This window comes from Streptomyces sp. NPDC048507 (assembly GCF_043199995.1).
Taxonomy (GTDB): domain Bacteria; phylum Actinomycetota; class Actinomycetes; order Streptomycetales; family Streptomycetaceae; genus Streptomyces.
The window spans coordinates 600077-617873 of record NZ_JBICWZ010000003.1 but is presented as its reverse complement, the minus strand read 5'-3'; the positions used below and the strand labels follow the sequence as shown (position 1 = coordinate 617873).

General features: G+C 72.7%; 15 protein-coding genes and 1 pseudogene. 12 read left to right on the top strand and 4 right to left on the bottom strand.

What is annotated here, in order from left to right; all coding sequences use genetic code 11:
• Positions 1 to 7 precede the first annotated feature (7 nt).
• Together ACGFXC_RS11905 and ACGFXC_RS11900 are read right to left on the bottom strand one after the other, a co-directional pair.
• On the bottom strand, positions 8 to 1390 hold the full coding sequence (locus tag ACGFXC_RS11905; RefSeq protein ID WP_393711906.1) for a polysialyltransferase family glycosyltransferase: 1383 nt from the start codon (positions 1388 to 1390) through the stop codon (positions 8 to 10).
• A complete protein-coding gene (locus ACGFXC_RS11900) occupies positions 1387 to 2421 on the bottom strand; it encodes a glycosyltransferase family 2 protein (protein ID WP_393711904.1) in 1035 nt (344 codons plus the stop codon). Before ACGFXC_RS11900 ends, ACGFXC_RS11905 begins: the two co-directional genes overlap by 4 nt.
• Positions 2422 to 2576: 155 nt before the next feature.
• Here ACGFXC_RS11900 and ACGFXC_RS11895 point away from each other — a divergent pair, with 155 nt between their 5' ends.
• The 12 genes and pseudogenes from ACGFXC_RS11895 (at position 2577) to ACGFXC_RS11840 (ending at position 16031) form a co-directional block, all read left to right on the top strand.
• Entirely contained in the window at positions 2577 to 3929 is a 1353-nt protein-coding gene (locus ACGFXC_RS11895; protein WP_393711902.1) for a DUF6716 putative glycosyltransferase, read from the top strand.
• Positions 3926 to 4294, top strand: a pseudogene (locus ACGFXC_RS11890) (cytidylyltransferase domain-containing protein); the annotation flags it as partial. The gene ACGFXC_RS11895 and the pseudogene ACGFXC_RS11890, both read left to right, overlap by 4 nt.
• A 369-nt stretch (positions 4295 to 4663) precedes the next feature.
• On the top strand, positions 4664 to 5587 hold the full coding sequence (locus ACGFXC_RS11885) for an N-acetylneuraminate synthase family protein (protein WP_393712223.1): 924 nt from the start codon (positions 4664 to 4666) through the stop codon (positions 5585 to 5587).
• A gap of 40 nt (positions 5588 to 5627) precedes the next feature.
• The gene (locus ACGFXC_RS11880) at positions 5628 to 6818 is read left to right on the top strand and encodes a hypothetical protein (RefSeq protein ID WP_393711900.1); all 1191 of its coding nucleotides are present in this window, start codon (positions 5628 to 5630) and stop codon (positions 6816 to 6818) included.
• Positions 6819 to 6955: 137 nt separating this feature from the next.
• A complete protein-coding gene (locus tag ACGFXC_RS11875; RefSeq protein ID WP_393712221.1) occupies positions 6956 to 8200 on the top strand; it encodes an amidohydrolase in 1245 nt (414 codons plus the stop codon).
• 242 nt (positions 8201 to 8442) lie between these two features.
• On the top strand, positions 8443 to 9504 hold the full coding sequence (locus tag ACGFXC_RS11870) for a BMP family protein (RefSeq protein ID WP_393711898.1): 1062 nt from the start codon (positions 8443 to 8445) through the stop codon (positions 9502 to 9504).
• A 174-nt stretch (positions 9505 to 9678) separates the two neighbouring features.
• Positions 9679 to 11424, top strand: a complete 1746-nt coding sequence (locus tag ACGFXC_RS11865) for an ABC transporter ATP-binding protein (RefSeq protein ID WP_393712219.1) — start codon at positions 9679 to 9681, stop codon at positions 11422 to 11424.
• Positions 11421 to 12536, top strand: coding sequence for an ABC transporter permease (locus ACGFXC_RS11860; protein WP_393711897.1), 1116 nt, complete (start codon positions 11421 to 11423; stop codon positions 12534 to 12536). The genes ACGFXC_RS11865 and ACGFXC_RS11860 overlap by 4 nt, the downstream gene beginning before the upstream one ends.
• A complete protein-coding gene (locus tag ACGFXC_RS11855) occupies positions 12533 to 13795 on the top strand; it encodes an ABC transporter permease (RefSeq protein WP_393711895.1) in 1263 nt (420 codons plus the stop codon). Before ACGFXC_RS11860 ends, ACGFXC_RS11855 begins: the two co-directional genes overlap by 4 nt.
• Complete coding sequence (locus tag ACGFXC_RS11850; RefSeq protein ID WP_393711893.1) at positions 13792 to 14190, top strand: cytidine deaminase; 399 nt, start codon at positions 13792 to 13794, stop codon at positions 14188 to 14190. The genes ACGFXC_RS11855 and ACGFXC_RS11850 overlap by 4 nt, the downstream gene beginning before the upstream one ends.
• A 102-nt stretch (positions 14191 to 14292) precedes the next feature.
• Positions 14293 to 15570 (top strand): thymidine phosphorylase, encoded by a 1278-nt coding sequence (locus tag ACGFXC_RS11845; RefSeq protein ID WP_393711892.1) that lies wholly within the window; start codon positions 14293 to 14295, stop codon positions 15568 to 15570.
• A gap of 122 nt (positions 15571 to 15692) precedes the next feature.
• Complete coding sequence (locus tag ACGFXC_RS11840) at positions 15693 to 16031, top strand: STAS domain-containing protein (protein ID WP_393711890.1); 339 nt, start codon at positions 15693 to 15695, stop codon at positions 16029 to 16031.
• On the opposite strand, the gene ACGFXC_RS11835 is transcribed toward ACGFXC_RS11840, so the two are convergent.
• Together ACGFXC_RS11835 and ACGFXC_RS11830 are read right to left on the bottom strand one after the other, a co-directional pair.
• Entirely contained in the window at positions 15918 to 16928 is a 1011-nt protein-coding gene (locus tag ACGFXC_RS11835; RefSeq protein WP_393711888.1) for a sigma-70 family RNA polymerase sigma factor, read from the bottom strand. The two genes, ACGFXC_RS11840 and ACGFXC_RS11835, sit on opposite strands and share 114 nt — an antisense overlap.
• 79 nt (positions 16929 to 17007) lie before the next feature.
• The gene (locus ACGFXC_RS11830) at positions 17008 to 17724 is read right to left on the bottom strand and encodes a L,D-transpeptidase family protein (RefSeq protein WP_393711886.1); all 717 of its coding nucleotides are present in this window, start codon (positions 17722 to 17724) and stop codon (positions 17008 to 17010) included.
• Between the last annotated feature and the right edge of the window lie 73 nt (positions 17725 to 17797).

The following is a 17797-nucleotide window of genomic DNA, read 5'->3' as shown; positions in this document are numbered from 1 at the left end:
CGGCCGGTCAGCCCACTCGGCCCAGCCGTCGGCGCAGCCGGTGCACGGCCCGGCGCACCGCCGGGCTGCGGGGCAGGAAGGAAAGCTGCGCGGGGATCCCGCCCGGCAGGCCCAGCACGGTGAGCCGGCGGCGCTTGAAGTAGCGCCGGGTCCGGTCGTCCAGGTGCCCGGCCAGGTACGCCTCGGCCGCCCCGCGCCGGTCCGCGAGGATCCGCGGCTGCATGGTGAAGCCCACGGCCGCGACCAGCCCCGCGAGGTCGGCGGGAGCGCCGGAGCCGGGGCCGGAGCCGGAGCCGCCGGAGCCGCCGGAGCCGGGACCGTCCGGCGGCGCGAGCTCCGGGACCAGGGCGTCCACCAGCGTCAGCGGGATCCGGTTGCTGTTCTGGTACGGGGCCAGGCGGGCCAGCAGCGGCCCGGTCCCGGTGCGCGCGACCGGGATCCCGTACAGGGCCCGGGCGGTCAGCAGCCCGGTCGAGAAGCAGCCCGCGACCAGCGCCGGGCGCAGCCGCTCGTACAGGGTCTCGGCGAGCACCGGCGCGTCCAGCACCGTCAGCCGCGCCCCGAGCCGGGCGGCCTCCGCCTCGGCTCCGCGGGAGTACGCGGCCGGGGCGGAGGGGTGCGGTTTGAAGACCAGCTCCCGGTGGCCTCGCGCGACGGCCCCGCGCACCATCGCGACGTGCAGCTCCTCCTCCTGCGCCGGGGTCATCAGTTCCAGCGCCGAGAGGTACTGCCCGAGCAGCAGGGCCGGGGCCTCGGGGGGCTCCGGGGGCGTGTAGCCGCCGTCGTCGGGCAGGGCGGCCAGCTCGGCCAGCACCTTCAGGAAGGCCGGGGCCGGGACCGATTCGGCCGGCACCCCGAACTCCGTCAGGAGCAGGGGTTCCAGACCCGGTACGAGGTCCAGGTGCAGGACCCGGCGGACCCGTGCGCCGATCTGCGGGTCGAGGCGGAAGCGGGTGGGGCCGTACGACATGAGCCCGTCGGCGTAGACGTCGATCGCGGCGCCCGGGAACAGCTGGCACAGGCTCTGCGCGGGCGGCACCTGGAGCGACTCCACCACCAGCTCGACCCGGTCCTCGCCCAGCCCCCACAGGGTGCGCAACTGGCGCTCCCAGAGCGGGACGTCGTCGGGGCGGGGGGCCCAGGTGCTGGGGTGCTGCGGGGCGAGGACCGCGTTCCAGTCGAGGACCTCGTCGAAGCGGGTGCGCAGCGCGGCGAAGCCGGGCATGGCCTCGATGCCGGGGGTGACCTCGGGGGCGGGGGAGTGGTTGCTGGTCAGCAGGATCCGGCGGCCGGCCGCGGGGAGGGCGCCCGCGTCGAGGGCGGCGGCGAGGGTGGCCGTCCCGTAGAGGGTGGAGGCGAGGAAGAGCTGGGTGACGCGGCCCCCGTTCACGCGGCGGCCCCGGCGTCCGCTCCCGTGCCCGCCGCGGCCCCCGCTCCCGCGCCCGCGCCCGCCCCCGCCGGGCCGCGGCGGCGCAGCAGCCTGCGCAGGAGCGCGGAACGGTCGGCGTCCATCGAGGCCAGCGCCCCGTCCAGCAGCGGCCGGGGCATGCGCCCGAGGGCTTCCGTACTCATCAGACGGAGTTTTTTCGCCACGGCCGGTTCGAACCTTCCGATGGAGCCGATATGGTGCGCGATAATTGCGCAATATGTTCGGACGGCCTTGGGGAGCAGGAGTTCGGATTCAAGATCGGTGGCGGTGTCCGACAGGACTTGATCGAATGCTCGAATGAAATCGAGCTGACGCTCGTCCCCGATCTGGGTGAGTGAGGTGGAAATGCCCCGCCGGTAGAAGATTCCGGCCTCCCCGATCGCCGCGAAGGACTCCGCCTCCCGGTGCAGCCGCCAGATCCACGGCCGGTCCTCCGCCGTGCGCAGCCCGTCCGTGAAGTGCAGCAGCCCGCGGTCCAGCAGCCGCCGGTGGTACATCCCGGCCCAGGCGTACGGGTAGTCCACCGCGGTGGCCCGCGAGGCCGGCAGGATCCCGGCGCGGGGATCGCCCACCACTCCCTGCGGCCCGTACGGCACCCGCTGCACGCTCCGCGTCCGGCCCGTCACCTGCACATGGTCGGTACGGACGAAATCGCAGCTCAGGGCCTCGATGGCGGCCAGCGTCCGGGCCAGGTGGCCGGGCGCGAGCCAGTCGTCGCCGTCCAGGAAGGCGATGTACTCGCCGCGCGCCGCGTCCAGTCCGGTGTTGCGGGCCGTCGCCAGGCCGCCGTTGCGGTCCCGTCTGAGGTGCACCGCCCCGGGCAGGCCGCCCGCCGCCGCGCGTTCCAGCAGCCCGGGCGTCCCGTCCGTGGAGCGGTCGTCGACGAGCAGGAACTCGAAATCGGCACGCGCGTTGAGTGCGAGCCCCTTCAGGACGTCCGGCGCGTATGTCTGCACGTTGTAGAACGGCACGACAACAGAGAGCTTGAGCACCTGCGAGACATTAGGACGCGGCCCGGCATTCACCATGGCCCGGATGCGGATTCCATGTGAACGACGCGGGGCGGGCGCGTTAACCCGGGCGCTTTCGCATTTCGTCGACGGGTTGTTAACCCGCCGTTGTGCGCTCGTTGGGCCGATCACCGGAAATGCGGAATAGCTTCTGCCGGGTGCCAGTGCCACTCAGCAGCAGCCGGGCCGATCTTCGTATCGCCGTACTCGCCGATTCCGACACACGCTGGAAATGGGGCGCCCTCACCGCCCGCCGCCTCGCCCCCGACGCCCCCGCGCCCACCGGGTTCGTCCTGCGCGGCCGGGCCACCCCGACCGCGCGCCAGCTCGGCGAGGCGGGCGTGGCGGACGGCGCCGGACCGGCGGAGGTGACCTGCGCCGAGTTCCTCGCCGAACTCGGCCGCCGCCGCTACGACGTCGTCGTCCTCGCCCTCGTCGGAGGCGCCGTCCAGGCCGTCCTGCACGGCGCGCGCGCCCTGTGGCCGCAGCCGTCGGCGCGCCCCCTCCTCGTCACCGGCTACGTCGGCGTCGTCTACGAGAAGCTCGCCGACGGGCTCCTGCTGCGGCACGGCGCCGACCTGGTCCTCGCCAACTCCCGCCACGACGCCGCCCGCTTCCGCGCCGTCTACACGGGCGCGGGCGCCGACCCGGACGCCGTCGTCGAGACGGCGCTGCCCTTCCTGGACGGCGCCCCCCACGAAAGCGCCGGGGGCCGCACCCACCGGGTCGTCTTCGCGGTGCAGCCCTCCGTCCCCGAGGGCCGTACCGACCGCGCCTACCTCCTGGAACGGGCCGCCCGGCACGCCCGCCTGCACCCGGACCGCGAGGTGCTCGTCAAACTCCGCAGCCGGCCCGGCGAGCACACCACGCACCTGGAGGAACACCCCTACCAGCGCCTCGCGGAGCGGCTGCCCGGCGGGCTCCCGCCCAACTGCCGCCTGGTGTACGGGAACATGGGCGAGGTACTGGACGGCACCGACCTGCTGGTCACCGTCTCCTCCACCGCGGCCCTGGAATCCCTGCACCGGGGCATCCCGACCGCCGTCCTGACCGACCTCGGCATCCGCGAGGCCCTCGGCAACCACCACTTCCTCGGCTCCGGCTGCCTGACCTCCTGGGACCGGCTCGACGGGGGACTGCTGCCCGCCGGCGACCCCGACTGGCTCGCCGCCCAGGGGGTCGCCCCCGGCGCGGCCGACCCCTACGCCGCCGCCCGGGACCGGATCGCGCGGCTGCTCGGGCCGGGCCCGCTGGCGCCCGTGGCCCCGTACTACACGCTCGCCACCGCCCCCGGCTACCTCCCCGGGATCCTGGCCCGCCACCACCTCGCCCCCGACGGGACCCCGCTGCCCGGGGCCGCCGCCCGCGCGGCGGGGGAGTCCGGGGCGCGCCGCTGGCTCCGCTCCCACCTGCGCGAAGCCGCCCGGGGCGCCTACCGGCACGGGGTCCAGCGGGTGGCCCCGGTGATCCGAAGGCTGGGCGAGCTGTGAGGGTCCTCGCGGTGATCCCGGCCCGCGGCGGCTCCAAGGGCGTGCCCGGCAAGAACACGGAGCCCGTCGGCGGGATCCCGCTCGTGGCCCGCGCGGTGCGGGCCTGCCGGTCCGCGCCCACCGTCACCGACGTGGTGGTCTCCACCGACTCGCCCGCGGTCGCGGCGGCCGCCCGGGCCGCCGGGGCCGATGTGATCACCCGGCCCGCGGCCCTGTCCGGGGACACCGCGAGCAGCGAGGCCGCCCTGCTGCACGCCCTGGACTCCTTCGAGGAACTGCACTCCCTCACCGTGGACGTGCTCCTCCTGGTCCAGTGCACCAGCCCCTTCCTGACCTCCTCGGACGTGGAGTCGGTGGCCGCCGCCGTGGCCTCGGGCGCCGCGGACTCGGCCCTGACCGCGGCCCCCTTCCACGGCTTCCTCTGGCGGCCCGGGCCCGACGGCCACGGCGCCGGGGTCAACCACGAGGCGGCGTACCGGCCCCGGCGCCAGGACCGGCCCGCCGAACTCCTGGAGACCGGCGCGGCGTACGCCATGGACGCGGCCGGGTTCCGGGCCGCCCGGCACCGCTTCTTCGGCCGCACCCTGCCCGTACCGGCCGACCCGGCGCGGGTCCTGGAGATCGACGACCCCCACGACCTGGCCCGCGCCCGCCTGCTGGCCCCCCTCTTCGACACGCCGGGCCGCCCCGCGCGCCCCGCACCCGCCCCCACCGAACGAAGGACACCCCCTGCCATGACCGACGCCACCGCCAACTCCCGCCTGCGCAGCTTCGGTCCGCGGACCGCCGGCCCCGGCCGGCCGGTCTACGTCGTCGGCGAGATCGGCATCAACCACAACGGCGACCTCGGCACGGCGTTCGCGCTCATCGACGCCGCCGCCGAAGCGGGCTGCGACGCCGTCAAGTTCCAAAAGCGCACCCCCGAGATCTGCACCCCGCGCGACCAGTGGGACATCGAACGCGACACCCCCTGGGGCCGGATGACCTACATCGACTACCGCCACCGCGTCGAGTTCGGCGAGGCCGAGTACCGGGCCATCGACGAGCACTGCGCCCGCCGCGGCATCGCCTGGTTCGCCTCCCCCTGGGACACCGAGGCCGTCGCCTTCCTGGAGAAGTTCGACGTCCCCGCCCACAAGGTGGCCTCCGCCTCCCTGACCGACGACGAGCTGCTGCGCGCCGTACGCGCCACCGGGCGCACCGTCGTCCTGTCCACCGGCATGTCCACCCCGAAGCAGATCCGGCACGCGGTCGAGGTGCTCGGCAGCGACGGCATCCTGCTCTGCCACGCCACGTCGACGTACCCGGCCAAGGCCGAGGAGCTGAACCTGCGCGTCATCCAAACGCTCCAGGAGGAGTACCCGAACGTCCCCGTGGGCTACTCCGGCCACGAGACGGGCCTGCAGACCACCCTGGCCGCGGTCGCCCTCGGCGCCACCTTCGTCGAGCGGCACATCACCCTCGACCGGGCCATGTGGGGCTCCGACCAGGCCGCCTCCGTCGAACCCGGCGGCCTCGCCCGCCTCGTCCGCGACATCCGCACCATCGAGACCGCCCTCGGCGACGGCGTCAAGCGCGTCTACGCCTCCGAGCTCGGCCCCATGAAGAAGCTCCGCCGCGTCCAGGGCCAGGACGGCCAGGTCCCGGCCGCGCGCTGATCCGGCCCCACCCCTCCTCCTCCCAGAGCGGAGACCCGTGGTGAACTCCCCCGCCCCCACCCTGGCCCTGGTCGAGAGCCCGGTCCAGCTGCTCAACGTCCTCGAATGGGCGCACGCCCAGACCCCGCGCCGGCCCGCGGCGGACGCCCGGACCGAGGGCCGCCCCCACCGGCACGGCCCCCTGCTGTCCGGCGTCCCGAGCCAGCCCGGCCCCCCGGCCGGCCGCCGCCCGCAGGACGGCCCGCCCGCTGCCGGGAGCCACGGCCCGCACATCGTCGTCCTGCCGCCCACCGACCCCATGTCCCGGGGCCAGCTGCGCCGCGTCGCCGCGCTCGCCCGTGACGAGGGTCACACCGTGCACTGGCAGGAGGCCCGCGGCGGCTCCGGCAGCCCGCTGGGGACCCTGGCCGCGCTCGCCGCCGCCGTGCGCCGGGCCGAGCGCATCGTCGTCGGCGACCCCTTCTCCCGCCTCGTACAGCTGCTGCTGGTCCCCGCCCGGGCCGCCGAACTGGTCGTCGTGGACGACGGCACCGCCACCATGGAGTTCGTCGCGCAGCTCGGGCGCGGGGAGCGGCTGCGCCGCTGGCACAGAACCGGCGGCGGGGCCCTGTCCCGGGCGCGCGAGCTCGCGTACGCCCCGGTGTCGGGGACGGCCCGGCGGCGGCTGACGCCCCGCGGCGGGCGCGCCATGGAGGTCTTCACCTCGATGCCGGTCACGCCGCTGCCGGGGATGGAGCTGCGCGTCAACGACTTCGCCTGGACCCGCTCCCGCTTCGGCCCGCCCCGGCTGACCAGGGGCACCGACCTGGTCGGGACCTCCCTGGTGGAGACCGGCGTGGTGGATCCGGCCCGCTATCTGGACGCGGTCCGCGCCCTGACCCTGGAACACGGGGTGACCCGCTACTTCGCGCACCGTCGCGAATCCCCGGAGAAGCTGCGCGCGCTGAGCGAGGCGACCGGGCTGGAAATCGTCCGTCCCGACCTGCCGCTGGAGCTGATCGCCCGCCGCGGACCGGTGGGCCGGACGATCGTCAGCTTCCCCTCCACCGTCGTCCACACGCTGCCCTACGCGCTCACCGGCACCGGCGTGACGGTGGCGGTGTGCGACATCGACCCGGCCTGGCTCACGGCCGCCGCCTCGCCCCGGGCCCGCGGATTCCTCGCGGGCGTCACCGACACGGCCCGTGATGTGCGCAGACTGCCCGCTCAGGCGGCTCCGGCGGCCGGATGAGCGCGCGAGTTTACCCCCGGCCGCTTGCGGTCATGCGTCCAGAGGCCGGGTTTCTTTCCCCTAACGGCATGAACTTTTGGTGATCTCCGGCCAGTTGAGCCATCCGTGGGCCTACCCTTCAACGGGTGAACCAGTTGATGTCCCGCGAGTCCCAGACCGCCCTGCCCGGCAAGCCCGACCGGCCCGAGCTGCCCGGCAAGCTTCCGGACCACCTGCGTGCCGAACTGATCGCCTTCCGGCGGGATCTGCACATGCATCCCGAGCTAGGACACCAGGAGTTCCGCACGACGGCGGCGATCAAGGCCCGGCTGGAAAAAGCCGGCCTGCGCCCCCGCGTGCTGACGTCCGGCACGGGGCTGATCTGTGACGTCGGCACCTGGGACGGCGAACGGCCGATGCTGGCCCTGCGCGCGGACATCGACGCCCTGCCGATCCCGGACGCCAAGACGCACGTCGCCTACCGCTCGACCGTCCCGGACCGCGCCCACGCCTGCGGCCACGACGTGCACACGGCCGTCGTGCTGGGGGCGGGCCTGGTGCTCGCCGGCCTCGACCGCCAGGGGCTGCTGCCCCACCCGGTGCGGCTGCTGTTCCAGCCGGCCGAGGAAGTGCTGCCGGGCGGCGCGAGCGACGCCATCGAATCCGGGGTGCTCGACGGAGTGGGCCGGATCATCGCGGTGCACTGCGACCCCCGCGTGGACGCGGGCCGGATCGGCCTGCGGCCGGGTGCGATCACCTCTGCCTGCGACCGCCTGGAGGTCAGCCTCTCCGGCTCCGGCGGCCACACCGCGCGGCCCCACCTGACCACCGACCTGGTGACGGCCGCCGCCCGCGTCGCCGTCGACGTCCCGGCCCTGCTGACCCGGCGGATGGACGCCCGCTCGGGCATGTCCGTCACCTGGGGCCGGATCGAGGCCGGGCACGCCTGCAACGTCATCCCGATGCACGCGGAGCTGTCCGGAACCGTGCGCTGCCTCGACCTGAACGCCTGGTACGAGGCCCCCGACATGATCCACGCGGCGATCGACGAGGTCGCCACCATGCACGGGGCGAAGTTCGAGATCAACCACGTGCGCGGGGTCCCGCCGGTGGTCAACGACCCGGTGGTCACCGAACTGCTCCGGGAGGCGATGGCCGCCCGGCGCGGTGCGGCCTCGGTCGAGGACACCGAGCAGAGCCTGGGCGGCGAGGACTTCTCCTGGTACCTGGAGCACGTCCCCGGCGCCATGGCCCGCCTCGGCGTCCGCAGGCCCGGCGACACCGCCAAGCGCGACCTGCACCGGGGCGACTTCGACGTGGACGAGAGCGCGATCGGCTTCGGCGTGGAGTTCTTCACCGCCGCGGCCCTGCTCGACGTCCGCCGCGGAGAGACCGCCGGGTAGGCCGCGAGCGGCAAAGCGGGAGCAAAGTCCGTACACCTGCCGCCGGTCCGCTGGTGGAGCTGTCCAGCCCTTGGTACACAAGGGCTGGACGACCAAGCAGTTACCGATCGGTCACTGTCCGGTTCGCGACGATCCGATAACGACTCATGAACGGGCCTTTAACTGACATCTACGCGCGTTACGATCGCCGCGAAACCAGCGCCGGTCGTGGCGCTTCGGTCAGGTTTTGAAGGAGCCTCCCCTTGCGCCGGATCACCAGGATCGCCACCGTGGGCATCGCGTCCGCGGCGCTGGCCCTCTCGGCCACCGCCTGTGGCGGTAAGAAGTCCTCGGACGCCCCGTCCTCCGACGGCAGCGCCAAGGCCGCCGCCAGCGCCGCCATCGCGTACGACATCGGTGGCCGCGGCGACCAGTCGTTCAACGACGCCGCCTTCGCCGGTCTCGAGAAGGCCAAGAAGGACCTGAAGGTCGGCGGCAAGGAAGCCGAGCCCACCGACGGCGAGGGCGAGGCCGACAAGGTCCAGCGCCTCACCGAGCTGGCCCGCTCCGGCAACAACCCGGTCATCGGCGTCGGCTTCTCCTACGCCCCGGCCATCAAGAAGGTCGCGGCGAAGTACCCGAACACCACGTTCGGCATCATCGACGACACCTCGGTGACCGGCCCGAACATCGCCAACCTGGTCTTCAACGAGGAGCAGGGCTCCTACCTGGCCGGCGTCGCCGCCGCCAAGGCCTCGAAGTCCGGCACGGTCGGCTTCATCGGCGGTGTCGAGGTCCCGCTGATCAAGAAGTTCGAGGCGGGCTTCGCCCAGGGCGTCAAGGACACCAACCCGAACGCCAAGGTGCTCTCCAAGTACCTCTCGCAGCCGCCGAACTTCGAGGGCTTCTCCAAGCCCGACCTCGGCAAGGCCGCCGCGCAGGGCCAGCTCGACGCGGGCGCCGACGTGATCTACGCGGCCGCCGGTCTGGCCGGTTCCGGTGCCATCGAGGCCGCCTCCGCCAAGGGCGCGTGGGCCATCGGTGTCGACTCCGACCAGTACAACCAGGCCGGTCTGTCGAAGTACAAGGAGCACATCCTGACCTCGGTCACCAAGGACGTCTCCGACTCCGTCTTCAACCTGATCAAGTCGGTCAAGGACGGCAAGCCCGAGACCGGTGAGATCCGCTACGGCCTAGACAAGGACGGCGTCGGCCTGGCCGACTCCAACCCGAAGTTCAAGGAGATGACGGACGTCATCGCCGCGGTGGACAAGGCCAAGGCCGACATCATCGCGAAGAAGATCACCGTCAAGACCACGCCGTAAGGCCCCGTCTGACGAACCCTCGTGGTCCGCGGGGTCCGGAAGCGGTCTCTACCGCTTCCGGGCCCCGCGCCGCGTCCGTTCGCCGGTCTCCTCCAGTCCGTGTTCACTTGTGGCCAGTTGGCCGCAAGTTTTCACTTTCGACAGTGCTACGCGCGTAGAGGCATCGTGGACGCGATACCTTCTCTCCCCCGCCCTGTCCCCCCTGCCAACTTGGCTTTCCAGCTCCTTCCGCGCCAAGGAGAGTGCGTCATCAACGCGTCCAGCCCCCCTCTCGCCGTCGAACTGCACGGCATCACCAAGCGCTTCCCCGGCGTCGTCGCCAACAAGGACATCGCGATCAGCGTCCGCAAGGGCACGGTCCACGCCTTGATCGGCGAGAACGGTGCCGGCAAGTCGACCCTGATGAAGATCCTCTACGGCATGCAGAAGCCGGACGAGGGCACCATCGCGATCGACGGCGAGCAGGTCTCCTTCAGCAGCCCCGGCGATGCCATCGCCCGCGGCATCGGCATGGTGCACCAGCACTTCATGCTGGCCGACAACCTCACCGTCCTGGAGAACGTCGTTCTCGGCGGCGAGAAGCTCTACGGCATCGGCGCCAGGGCCCGCAAGAAGATCAAGGAGATCTCGGACGCGTACGGTCTCGGCGTCCGTCCCGACGCCCTGGTCGAAGACCTCGGTGTCGCCGACCGCCAACGCGTGGAGATCCTGAAGGTCCTCTACCGCGGCGCGCAGATCCTCATCCTCGACGAGCCGACCGCCGTGCTCGTGCCGCAGGAGGTGGACGCCCTCTTCGACAACCTGCGCGAGCTCAAGGCCGAGGGCCTGACCGTCATCTTCATCTCGCACAAGCTGGGCGAGGTGCTGAAGGTCGCCGACGACATCACCGTCATCCGGCGCGGCACCACCGTCGGCACCGCCGACCCGCGCAACACCACGCCCAAGCAGCTCGCCGAGCTGATGGTCGGCGCGGAACTGCCGTCCCCGGAGACCCGCGAGTCGACGGTGACCGACGTACCGATGCTGGAGGTGCGGGGCCTGACCCTGGCCGCCGCCGGCGCCGTCGTCGCCGAGCCGGAGACCCTGGTCGCCGCCGACCCGGCCGACTCCGCCGTGCGCGAGCACGTCGCGGTCGGCCGCCTGCTCCTCGACGACGTCACCTTCACGATCCACAAGGGCGAGGTCCTCGGGATCGCGGGCGTCGAGGGCAACGGCCAGACCGAGTTGATCGAGGCCCTCATGGGCATGGCCGCCGCCGACTCGGGCGTCATCGCCCTGGACGGCAAGGACATCACCGACGCCCCCGTGCGCGCCCGTCGCGTGGGCGGCATCGGCTACATCCCCGAGGACCGGCACCGTCACGGCCTGCTGCTGGAATCCCCCCTGTGGGAGAACCGCATCCTCGGGCACGTCACCGAGGCCCCCAACTCCAAGCGCGGCGTCCTCGACCTGAAGGCCGCCCGCAAGGACACCGAGCGGATCGTGCGCGAGTACGACGTGCGCACGCCCGGCATCGACGTCACCGCGGCCTCGCTCTCCGGCGGCAACCAGCAGAAGCTGATCGTCGGCCGCGAGATGAGCCACAACCCCAAGTTCCTGATCGCCGCCCACCCCACCCGCGGTGTGGACGTCGGCGCGCAGGCGCAGATCTGGGACGCCATCCGCGAGGCCCGCCGCGAGGGCCTGGCCGTGCTGCTGATCTCCGCCGACCTGGACGAGCTCATCGGCCTGTCCGACACCCTGCGCGTGATCTACCGCGGCCGCCTGGTCGCGGACGCCGACCCGGCGACCGTCACCCCCGAGGAACTCGGCACCGCCATGACGGGCGCCGCCTCCGGGCACCTGGAAGCAACCGACAACCACTCCGCCGCCGGTACCGGCCAGGCCGCTACCGACTCCCCGGAGGACGAGGCCCGATGAAGAAACTCGACAAGGACCGGCTGCTCCTCGCCATCGCCGGGCCCCTGCTCGCACTGGTCACCGCCTTCCTGCTGACCATGATCGTGCTGGCCGCGACGGGCATCGACCCGATCGACCCGCTGCGCCTCATGGTCGAGAACGCCGGCTACGAGGACGTCCAGGTCCTCATCCTGAACCAGGCCGGCACGTACTACCTGGCAGCCCTGGCGGTCGCCGTCGGCTTCCGCATGAACCTCTTCAACATCGGCGTCGACGGCCAGTACCGCCTCGCCGCGATGATCTCCGCGGTCGTCGGCACGGCGGTCACGCTGCCCGGCCCGCTGCACATCCTGCTGATCGTCCTGGTCGCCATGCTGACCGGTGCCTTCTGGGCCGGCATCGCGGGCGTGCTGAAGGCCCGCCGGGGCGTCAGCGAGGTCGTTTCCACGATCATGCTGAACGCCATCGCGACCAGCCTGATCGCCTGGCTGATCCTGCCGAAGAACCTCGGCATCCAGCCCGAGGGCTCCAACGACCTGACGACCGGCGACATCGCCCAGTCCGGCTGGTTCCCGGCGCTGACCATCGGCGACGGCCTGGAGATCTACGGCTTCACCTTCGTGGCCTTCGCCCTCGGCGTCGTCTACTGGTTCGTCCTCAACCGCACCCGCTTCGGCTTCGACCTGCGCGCCACCGGCGCCAGCGAGTCCGCAGCCCAGGCCTCCGGTGTCGACGCCAAGAAGATGATCATCACCTCGATGCTGATCTCCGGCGCCGTCGCGGGCCTGTCCGGCATGCCGCAGCTGCTGGGCGAGACGCACACGTACAACCTGTCCTTCCCGGTGGGCGTCGGCTTCACCGGCATCACCATCGCGCTGCTCGGCCGCAACAGCCCGGTCGGCATCCTCTTCGCCGCCTTCCTGATGGCCTTCATCGACAAGGCCTCGGCCTCGCTCGACACGGCCGGGTACGCGAAGGAGATCGGCACGATCATGAAGGGCCTGATCGTGATCGCGGTGGTCGTCTCCTACGAGCTCGTCCGCCGCTACGGCATCCGCCGACAGCAGCAGAAGGTCGGCGAGGAACTGGCCGCAGGCCACGCCATCAAGACCGAGAAGGAGGTCGCGGCGTGAGCACCAGCACCGTTCCCGCGAAGAACGCCGCTCCGCAGAAGCCGGCCGGCCGCAAGAAGCTCACCCTCCCGGTGATCATGCTGATCATCGCGGGCGGCCTCGCGCTCGTCTCGCTGGTCCGCGTGATCAGCGGCGCCGATGACCTGACCTCCGTCGGCCAGGTCTCCGGGGCGCTCTCCCTCGCCGTGCCGATCGGCCTCGCCGGCCTCGGCGGCCTGTGGGCCGAGCGCGCGGGCGTCGTCAACATCGGCCTCGAGGGCATGATGATCCTCGGCACCTGGTTCGGTGCCTGGGCCGGCTACCAGTGGGGCCCCTGGACCGGCGTGCTCGTCGGCATCGCCGGCGGCGCCCTCGGCGGCCTGCTGCACGCGATCATCACGGTCACCTTCAACGTCAACCACATCGTCTCCGGTGTGGCCATCAACATCCTGGCGCTGGGCTTCACCCAGTACCTGTCGAACTTCACCTTCGCGGACGCCCCCGGCGGCTCCTCCAAGCAGTCGCCGCGCGTCGAGGAGATCTACAAGATCACCGTGCCGGGGCTGTCCGACTGGATGACCACCCTCCAGGGCAAGCACTGGTTCTTCATCTCGGACCTGGCCGGCGTCGTCGGCGGCCTGGTCACCGGGCTGTCCCTGCTGACGGTCGTCGCGCTGCTGCTCATCCCCGGCACCTGGTGGGTGCTGTGGCGCACCACCTTCGGCCTGCGCCTGCGCTCCTGCGGTGAGAACCCGACCGCGGCGGAGTCCCTGGGCGTCAACGTCTACAAGTACAAGTACATCGCCGTGATCGTCTCCGGCGCCCTCGCGGGCCTCGGCGGCGTGTTCCTCTCCGAGGTCGCCAGCCCGATCTACCAGGAGGGCCAGACCGGCGGCCGCGGTTACATCGGTCTCGCCGCGATGATCTTCGGCAACTGGATGCCCGGCGGCATGGCGCTGGGCGCGGGCCTCTTCGGCTTCGTCGACAGCCTCAAGCTGCGCGGCTCCGAGAACGTCCACGCCCTGCTGCTGCTCATGGCGATCCTGCTGGCGCTCGTCGCCGCCTGGCAGCTGTACAAGAAGAAGTACCTCCCCGGCGTGATCTCCGCGCTCTGCGCCATCGGCCTGCTGGTCTGGTACCTGGTCACCGACTCGGTGCCGAGCCAGTTCGTCGACGCCGCCCCGTACCTGACCACGCTGCTCGTGCTCGCCCTGTCGGCGCAGCGCCTGCGCATGCCCAAGGCGGACGGGCTGCCGTACCGCAAGGGCCAGGGCAAGTGACCGCGGACCGCGCGGTGGACTGGGACGTCCTGCGGACGGCCGCCCGGGAGGCGATGACCCGGGCGTACGCCCCGTACTCGGGCTTCCCGGTCGGGGTGGCCGCCCTGGCCGACGACGGCCGGGTCGTGACGGGGTGCAACGTGGAGAACGCCAGCTACGGACTCGCGCTGTGCGCCGAGTGCGGACTGGTCTCCTCCCTCCAGGCCACCGGCGGCGGCCGTCTCACCCACTTCACGTGCGTGGACGGCAAGGGCGAGGTCCTCGTCCCCTGCGGGCGCTGCCGCCAGCTGCTCTACGAGTTCGGCGGCCCGGACCTGCTGGTGGAGACCCCGGACGGGATCCTCCCGCTGAGCGCCATGCTGCCCCAGGCCTTCGGGCCCGACCACCTGAGATAGCCGTGTCGACGGCCCTTCGCCCCGCCGGGCGGAGGGCCGTCCCGCTTCCCTCCCCCCGAACTCCCTCCCCTCATCTCTATGCGCGTAGAAGGAAGTCACCTCATGGACGTCATCTCCGTCATCCGGACCAAGCGGGACCGCGGCGAGCTCAGCCCCGAGCAGATCGACTGGGTCATCGACGCCTACACCCGCGGGGTCGTCGCCGACGAGCAGATGTCGGCGCTGGCCATGGCCATCCTGCTCAACGGCATGAACCGGGCCGAGATCGCCCGCTGGACCGCCGCGATGATCGCCTCCGGCGAGCGGATGAACTTCGACTCCCTGTCCCGCCCGACCGCCGACAAGCACTCCACCGGCGGCGTCGGCGACAAGATCACCCTCCCGCTGGCTCCGCTCGTCGCCGCCTGCGGCGCGGCCGTGCCGCAGCTCTCCGGCCGCGGCCTCGGCCACACCGGCGGCACCCTGGACAAGCTGGAGTCCATCCCCGGCTGGCGCGCGCTGCTCTCCAACGAGGAGATGCTCAGCGTCCTCGACGGCACCGGCGCCGTCATCTGTGCGGCGGGCGACGGCCTGGCCCCCGCCGACAAGAAGCTGTACGCCCTGCGCGACGTCACCGGCACCGTCGAGGCCATCCCGCTGATCGCCTCCTCGATCATGTCGAAGAAGATCGCCGAGGGCACGGGCTCGCTCGTCCTGGACGTCAAGGTCGGCTCCGGCGCCTTCATGAAGAACATCGAGGACGCCCGCGAGCTCGCTTCCACGATGGTGGCCCTCGGCACGGACAGCGGCGTCAAGACGATCGCCCTGCTCACGGACATGTCCACCCCGCTCGGCCTCACCGCCGGCAACGCCCTGGAGATCCGCGAGTCCGTCGAGGTGCTGGCCGGCGGCGGCCCCTCCGACGTGGTCGAGCTGACCCTGGCCCTGGCCCGCGAGATGCTGGACGCGGCCGGCATCAAGGACGCCGACCCGGCCAAGGCCCTCGCCGACGGCTCCGCCATGGACGTGTGGCGCCGGATGATCTCCGCCCAGGGCGGCGACCCGGACGCGGCCCTGCCCGTCGCGCGCGAGCAGCACGTCGTCACCGCCCCCGAGTCCGGCGTGCTGACCCGCCTGGACGCGTACGGCGTGGGCGTGGGCGCCTGGCGCCTGGGCGCCGGCCGCGCCCGCAAGGAGGACCCGGTGCAGGCCGGCGCGGGCATCGAGCTGCACGCCAAGCCGGGCGACACCGTGGTGGCCGGCCAGCCGCTGATGACCCTGCACACGGACACCCCGGAGAAGTTCGAGTACGCCCTCGCCTCGCTGGACGGCGTCTTCGACATCGCCCCGGCGGGCACGGCGTTCTCCGCCACCCCGATCGTCCTGGACCGCATCGCCTGACCGGCGGGCACCCCGACGCGACGGGACCGGCGGACCCCCGCCGGTCCCGTCGCGCGTAACGGGCCCGTACCCGGCGCACAGCCGCGCCGATGAGTTCCGGGCGCCCGGGGAGTCACCCCCTCGTGAAGATCACCCGGCTCGCCCTGCCCGGCCCGGCCCCCACGCCCGGGGACGCGGCCCGGCTGTGCGCGCGACTGGCCCTGCTCTACGAGGAGGGGGCCACCGCGGTGGTCTGCGACGCCACGGCCGTCACCGCGCCGGGCCTGGGCGCCGTGGAGGTCCTGGCCCGGCTCCGGCTGGCCGCCCGGGGCCGGGGCGCCTTCACCGTGACGGGGGCCGGGCCCGCGCTACGCGCCCTGCTGGACCTCGTAGGACTCGTCGAGCTCCTCGGGCAGCCCGAACAGCGGGAACCACCGGTCGGTGTCGAGGAAGGCGTTGAGCCCGGTGATCCGCCCGCCTGAGATCTCCAGCACCTGGAGCGCCCACGGGGTCCAGCCCGGCCGTCCGTCCTCGCGCGGCCGGTACTGCGCGAAGGCCGGCAGACCGTTCGCCGTGGTCGGCAGCAGCCGGGAGCCCTTGCAGCCGATGCCCTGCGCGAGGTGCCAGGCGGCGATGTCCGCGCGGCCCCGCAGCCACAGGTCGAACGGCGGCATCGACAGCACCGCGTCCTCGTGCAGCAGGGCGGTGAGCCGGGTGATGTCGTAGGCCTCGAAAGCGGACAGGTACCGCTCCAGCAGTTCCGCCTGCCCGGCGTCGAGCGGATCCGCCGCGTCGCTCTCGCGCAGCCCCGAACCGGCCAGGGTCGCCCGCGCCCGCTGGAGCGCGCTGTTGACCGAGGCCACCGTGGTCTCCAGCAGCCCCGCCACCTCGTCGGCCTTCCAGGCCAGCACCTCCCGCAGGATCAGCACCGCCCGCTGCTTGGGCGGCAGGTGCTGGAGCGCCGCCACGAAGGCCAGCCGGACGGACTCCTTGGCCAGGGCCGCCTCCGCCGGGTCGGCGGTCTGCGGCAGCACCCGCCCGTCCGGCACCGGCTCCAGCCAGGTCACCTCGGGCCGCTCGTTCAGCACGGCCGAGGACTGGTGCTGCGGGGCGCTCAGGTCCATCGGACGGGCCCGCTTGTTCCCCGCGTTCAGCAGGTCGAGGCAGACGTTGGTGGCGATCCGGTACAGCCAGGAGCGCAGCGAGGAGCGCCCCTCGAACTTCGCGTGGGCCCGCCAGGCGCGGACGTACGTGTCCTGCACCGCGTCCTCGGCGTCGAAGGCCGAGCCGAGCATCCGGTAGCAGTAGCCGGTCAGCTCCACGCGGTAGCGCTCCATCGCGGAGTCCAGCTCCGGTGAGGTCGTCGCCAGATCGCTCATGTCGTGCCCCCAGGTAGGTCCGTCTCCTTCGGAAACTACCCGAGGGGTACGACAACGGCAGCCGCAGGCGCGGGGACCGTCAGGTTCCGGGCTTGCGCCCGTACACGAACACGTCCTCGCCGTTGCCCAGCAGGCCCCAGTAGGCCTTCGCGTCGGCCGGCGTCATGTTCACGCAGCCGCCCGAACCCGGCGGGTTCCACATGCTCTTGGTGACCGAGTGGAAGGCTATGCCGCCGTCGAAGAACTGCGCGTACGGCATCGCGACGTCGTAGATCGTCGACCAGTGGTCGATGCTGCGGTAGTAGATCTTCTTCGCGCCGGTCCGCGTCGGCGTCTCGGCCTTGCCGGTGCGCACCGGAACCGGTCCGTACTTCAGGACCGCGCCGTCCTGGATCCAGCTGAGCTGCCGGGTCAGGTCGACGCAGGCGATCCGCCCCAGGTTGGTGGGACAGGCGCCGCTCGCGTTCGGGTTCTTGCCCGCCGCCCGCTGCGCGAGCATCGTGCTCATGGTCTGCCAGGTCAGCGGACCGGCGTACCCCGCGGTGGGCGTGATGCCGTGGGTGGCCTGGAAGGCCTGGATGGCGCCGCAGTCGGCGGCCGACTGCACCCCGTCCACGGGCCGCCCCAGGAACTGCTCGACCTGGCGCTGGTACGGCCCCGTCGTCACGTTGCAGGCGGCGGTGCCCGCGGCCTGCGCCGCTCCGCCCCCGGTGACCAGCGTCGCCGCGGCCAGCGCCACCGCCCCGCCGGTCACCGCCGCAGCACGCCGCAGCGCGCGCACGCGTATCCCCGCCATCCGGTCCTCCCCTGACCCGCCCCGGCGTCCCGGGGCCCGGTGCCCCGCGGACGCGGCGGGCCGCTCCGCGAGC